Origin of the sequence: Mesorhizobium sp. M5C.F.Ca.IN.020.32.2.1, assembly GCF_004023105.1 — a bacterium.
In the GTDB taxonomy this organism is placed as follows: Bacteria; Pseudomonadota; Alphaproteobacteria; order Rhizobiales; family Rhizobiaceae; genus Mesorhizobium; species Mesorhizobium wenxiniae.
Genome location: NZ_RZSX01001495.1, coordinates 1 through 737, shown reverse-complemented (window position 1 = coordinate 737; position 737 = coordinate 1). Strand labels below are relative to the sequence as shown.

1 protein-coding gene and 1 pseudogene are annotated in these 737 nt (G+C 56.2%); both read right to left on the bottom strand.

The annotated features are described in order from the left end of the window. A pseudogene (locus tag EOA86_RS37050) lies at positions 1 to 416 on the bottom strand (MerR family transcriptional regulator); the annotation flags it as partial. 92 nt (positions 417 to 508) lie between these two features. After that, positions 509 to 737, bottom strand: a 229-nt coding sequence (locus EOA86_RS39170; RefSeq protein WP_164892428.1) for a hypothetical protein, incomplete at its 5' end; no start/stop codon positions are given.

Below are 737 nucleotides of genomic sequence, written 5' to 3'. Positions count from 1 at the left end.
GCCAGGTAGATTGATGTAGTCGTCTTTGCGCTGCCGCCTTTGAAATTGGCAACGGCGATCGTCTGAAGCTTGTCGCCGCTCCTTCGCCACGGCAGATATGTTATGGCGTCCTTCGGTTTGGCGGCTGCCATGTATTTCCGCAGCTCGTTGATTTGTTCGAGGGTGTACGAGCGTCTTCCTGTCGGCGAGACAGCCGGCGAAGGGCCTTTGCCGTCCAGCGACAGCTGTCTAAGGTAGCCGTCTGAGACTCCGACGATCTGAGCCGCCTCACCAGAGGTGAACGTTTTTAGCATCTTCTGCGAGGACGGCGGGAATAGGCGCTCTCGCAGCAACTGCAACTGCATAGACAGCTGCCGTGCATGGTGTGAAATCCGTGCATCGGAAGAAATGGCCGTCGATACGTTTTGATTCTGCAACATCGATTTCCCCTTTCGATGCGCTTTTTACGCAGCAATTGCTAAAAATCCGTATCGAAAGTGACATGATTCGGTAACCATTCCAAGAACCCTTATGAATCAAGAGCTTCGGGCAACCCCGGCAGGCACAGTTGGCCGCGGCCAACTGCTTGCTCCTCGCTTGTCGTTTGATCGGCGGCGCAAATTTCGAGGGCAGCGACTGAGTTGGCCGCGGCCAACTTCTTCTTGTTTGTTGCTTCACGTGAAACGGGAAACGGGTTTTTCGCGGCCGGCGCGCCGTCACTGCGGAGCCGGAAGAAACCCGCTTCCCCCGCCTGCTTC